This window comes from Streptomyces laculatispora (assembly GCF_017353455.1).
Lineage (GTDB): Bacteria > Actinomycetota > Actinomycetes > Streptomycetales > Streptomycetaceae > Streptomyces > Streptomyces laculatispora.
In genome coordinates this window covers 1-3,800 of the sequence record NZ_JAFMPZ010000398.1, presented here as the reverse complement: position 1 = coordinate 3,800, position 3,800 = coordinate 1, and the positions used below count along the sequence as shown (strand labels likewise).

The following is a 3,800-nucleotide window of genomic DNA, read 5'->3' as shown; positions in this document are numbered from 1 at the left end:
GGCCGGTACCGGCCCTGAGGAGTCCCGTGGTGAGAGTCGGAGCGGCACGCGCCGCCGCAGTCCGCTGGGTGGCCGCGCACGCCCGGCGCGCCCCCGGCTACCGCGGGGCCTACTTCAGCGGGTCGACCGTGGGCAAGCCGGACGACGCCGAGCTGCCGTCCTCGTCCGACGTCGACGTCATGGTCGTCACGGCGCAGGACGAACCGCCCGTCAAACCCGGCAAACTCCGTTACGAGGGCGCCCTGCTGGAGATCAGCTATTCACCGTGGGCCGAGCTCCGCGACCCGGCGGCGGTGCTCTCCTCGTACCATCTGGCGGGCAGCTTCCGCAGTGACACGGTCATCGACGATCCCACCGGCCGGCTGCGCGCCCTGTACGCGGAGGTCGCGCCGCGGTTCGCCGGGCGGGACTGGGTGCGCCGGCGGTGCCTGGACGCCCGGCACCGGGTCGAGAGCCGCCTTGCCGCGTTCGACGCCTCCGCGCCCTTTCACGAGCAGGTGCCGGCCTGGATGTTCCCCACCGGGGTCACCACGCACGTCCTGCTGGTCGCCGCACTGCGCAACCCCACCGTCCGGCTGCGCTATCCGGCCGCGCGCGAGGTGTTGACCGCGCACGGGCAGCCGGAGCTCTATCCGGAGCTGCTGGGACTGCTCGGCTGCGCGGACGTCTCCGAGCGGCGGGTGCGGCACCATGTGGCCGAGCTGACCCGGACGTTCGACGCCACGGTCCCGGTCGCGCGCACACCGTTCTTCTTCAGCAGCGACCTCACCGCACAGGCGCGTCCGATCGCCGTCGACGGCAGTCTGGAACTCCTGGACCGGGGTGACCACCGCGAGGCGGTCTTCTGGATCGTCGCGACGCTCGCCCGCTGCCACACGGTGCTGGCCGTGGACGCCCCCGCGCTGCACGCCGCACGGCTGCCCGCGTTCGAGGCGGCCGTCGCCGAGCTCACCGGGATCACCGGCACCACGGACATCCTGGCCCGCCGCGAGGAGGTCATCCGGTTCCTGCCCCGGCTGTGGGCGGCCGCCGAAGACATCATGGCGGCCGGTCCGGACACCAGCGAGACGTCCGCAGGCTCCCTGCCGGAGCGCCGCCCGCTCTGCTAATCTGCCCGCGTGACTCCTCCTCGCGCGTAGGACCCCGCACTGACCGCACCCGGCACTCCGGGTGCGGCACTCCGGTGTCCCCGCATACCCGCAGCGCCGTGTTCCCGCGCTGCCCTCACGAGGAATGTCATCGTGCTCACCTCTTCTTCCGCGCCCTCGCCCGCGCCCTCGTACGCCACTGTCCTGCGCACCCCCCATGCCCTGCGCACCTTCGGCGCCGCGCTGCTGGGGCGGCTCTCGTACGGGATGGTCCCGCTCGCCCTGCTGCTGGCGATCAAGGACGCCACCGGTTCGTACTCCGTCGCCGGCGGCGCCATGGCCCTGTTCGGGGCCGCCAGCGTCTTCCTCTCCCCCGCCCGTGCCGCGCTGATCGACCGGTACGGGCCGCGCCGGGTCCTGCCTCCGATGGCGGGCCTGTACGCGGCGGTGCTCGGCGTGCTCGCCCTGGTCACCTGGCGGCCCGGCGCCCCGCCCCTCGCCCTGGGGGCGCTCGCCGTGGCGGCGGGCGTCTGCACTCCGCCGCTGGGCCCGGTCATGCGGACGCTGTGGAGCGGTCTCGTCCCGGACCGGGAGCTGTTGCAGCGCGCGTACAGCCTGGACGGCGTCGCCGAGGAACTGCTGTACGTCACGGGCCCGTTGCTGGTGGGCCTGGTCGTGCGGGCCGGCCGGCCCGCGGCCGGTGTGCTGGCCGGTGCCGTGCTGGTGTTCGTGGGGGCGCTGGCGCTGGTGTCGTCACCGGCGGTGCCCCGTAAGCACGCGAGCCCCGCACCGGCCTCGGCCGGCACCCCCGCCGGTCCCCGGCTGCGACTGCACGGCATCCCCGCTCTGCGCCGTGCGGTGCTGGTGACGGCCGCCGTGGGGCTCTGCCTCGGGGCGCTCGAACTGCTGGTGGTGGCGTTCACCGAGCAGCGCGGCCAGGCGGCGGCGGTGTCCTGGGTGCTGGCCGCCCTCTCGGCCGGGAGCGCCGTCGGCGGTCTGGCGTACGGGGCGGTCCGGTGGAATGCGCCGAGCCGGGTGCGGCTGGTGGTGGCGGCCGCGGGGATGGGTGCGGCGCTGATGGCGGCCGGTCTCTCGCCGCGTGTGTACGTGCTGGCCGCCTTCGTCGCGGTCGCCGGGCTGTTCGTCGCCCCGGTCCTCACGACCGCGTATCTGATCGCGGACGAGTCCGTGGACGCCGCCCGGCGCACCCAGGCGGGCGCCTGGGTCAACACGGCGTTCAACGCCGGGGCCTCGGGCGGCACCGCGGCGGTCGGGCTGCTCGTCGGGCGGCTGCCGCTCGCGCTGTGCTTCGCCCTGGCGGCAGCGCCCGCGCTGCTGTGCGCGGCGGCGTTGGTGCGCCCCCGCCGCCCCCGCCGCACCCGGCGCGCGGGAGAGGAGGCCCGGGGCCGGGTCAGCGGAGCTTGATCGCGCCGCCGTCGGCCCTCAGGGTCTGTCAGCCGGTGAGCCAGGACTCCCAGACCGCGGTCAGCTCCGCCTCCACCGCCGGCGCCACCGTGTCCAGCAGCCGCACCTGCGCACCCGGTCCGGCAAGGTCCATCCGGTAGGGGTGCGGGGGTCCGGGCGGCCTGGCGCCGAGTGCGGCGACCGAGCCGATGACGCGGTTCGGGCCCAGGATGCCGGGGAGTTCGCGCACGTCCGGGTCGGTGAGGTCGAGGTCCTCGACCAGGAGGTCGCGGCCCTCGTACGTCACCCGGGTCGTGGCCCGGACCCGTCCGCCGCGCTCCCCGGAGCGGCCGAGGACCAGGGTGTCGCGCCACAGCATCCGGGCCCCGGACGCGAGCCGGGCGTCCATGGTCCGCTCGACGCCCGCCCCGGTGGACACCACGAACGGCAGCCCGTGCCAGGTGAGTTCGCCGCCCTCGGCGATATCGACGCGGGCCCGCCACCGGGCCGAGCCGCCCCGGTGGTCGTAGGCGACGAGTCCGGCCGGCTCGACCAGTTCCAGGTGCGCGCCCGGACCGACCGAGATGTCCAGGGCCAGCTCGTCGCCGGCGAGCAGTCCGGCCCGGATGCCGACCAGGGCGATCCGGGTCCGGCCGGGGCACGGCAGCAGCGGGCGGGGGGCGAGAAAGGCGCCGGGGCGCAGTTCGCGGGCGAGCTGGCGGCCCGATTCGTCGCGCTCCACGGCGACGACGGTCGGATCGGTCACGGGTGGGTGTGGCTGTGCGGCGCCATCGGGCCGGGGTCGGTGGGGATGTGGGTGCCCGAGCGGTGGCGCACCAGCAGGGACCTCACCCAGTCGGCGAGTTCGGCGATGGAGGCCGGGTCCTTCTTGGAGAGGGCGAGGACGGGGAGACCGCCGCGGGCCGCCTCGGCGTCGGCGACCATGGCGGGCACGTCGACCTCCACGTAGGAGGCCAGATCGGTCTTGTTGACGATCAGGAGGTCGGCGCCGGTGATGCCGGGGCCGCCCTTGCGCGCGACGTCGCCGCCGCCCGCCACGTCGATGCAGAAGAGCTGCGCGTCGGCGAGGGCCGGGCTGAAGGTGGCGGTGAGGTTGTCGCCGCCGCTCTCGATGAGCACCAGGTCCAGGGGGCCGTACGCCTCCTCCAGGTCCTCGACGGCGTCCAGGTTGGCGCTGACGTCGTCGCGGATCGCGGTGTGCGGGCAGGCGCCGGTCTCGACGGCGCGGATGCGTTCGGTGGGCAGCACGCCCGCCGAGCGCAGGAAGCGGGCGTCCTCGTCGGTGTA

The 3,800-nt window shown here is 75.3% G+C and carries 4 protein-coding genes; 2 read left to right on the top strand and 2 right to left on the bottom strand.

Features of this window, described 5'->3' with window-relative positions; all coding sequences use genetic code 11:
• The first annotated feature begins 29 nt into the window (after positions 1 to 29).
• Together J1C73_RS20315 and J1C73_RS20310 are read left to right on the top strand one after the other, a co-directional pair.
• Complete coding sequence (locus J1C73_RS20315) at positions 30 to 1,109, top strand: hypothetical protein (protein ID WP_207317665.1); 1,080 nt, start codon at positions 30 to 32, stop codon at positions 1,107 to 1,109.
• Between the two features lie 132 nt (positions 1,110 to 1,241).
• On the top strand, positions 1,242 to 2,513 hold the full coding sequence (locus J1C73_RS20310) for an MFS transporter (RefSeq protein WP_207317664.1): 1,272 nt from the start codon (positions 1,242 to 1,244) through the stop codon (positions 2,511 to 2,513).
• A gap of 28 nt (positions 2,514 to 2,541) precedes the next feature.
• On the opposite strand, the gene J1C73_RS20305 is transcribed toward J1C73_RS20310, so the two are convergent.
• Both J1C73_RS20305 and J1C73_RS20300 read right to left on the bottom strand, forming a co-directional pair.
• On the bottom strand, positions 2,542 to 3,258 hold the full coding sequence (locus J1C73_RS20305; RefSeq protein WP_207317663.1) for an urease accessory protein UreD: 717 nt from the start codon (positions 3,256 to 3,258) through the stop codon (positions 2,542 to 2,544).
• A partial coding sequence (locus J1C73_RS20300) for a GTP-binding protein (RefSeq protein WP_207317662.1) occupies positions 3,255 to 3,800 on the bottom strand: 546 nt, incomplete at its 5' end. The genes J1C73_RS20300 and J1C73_RS20305, both read right to left, overlap by 4 nt.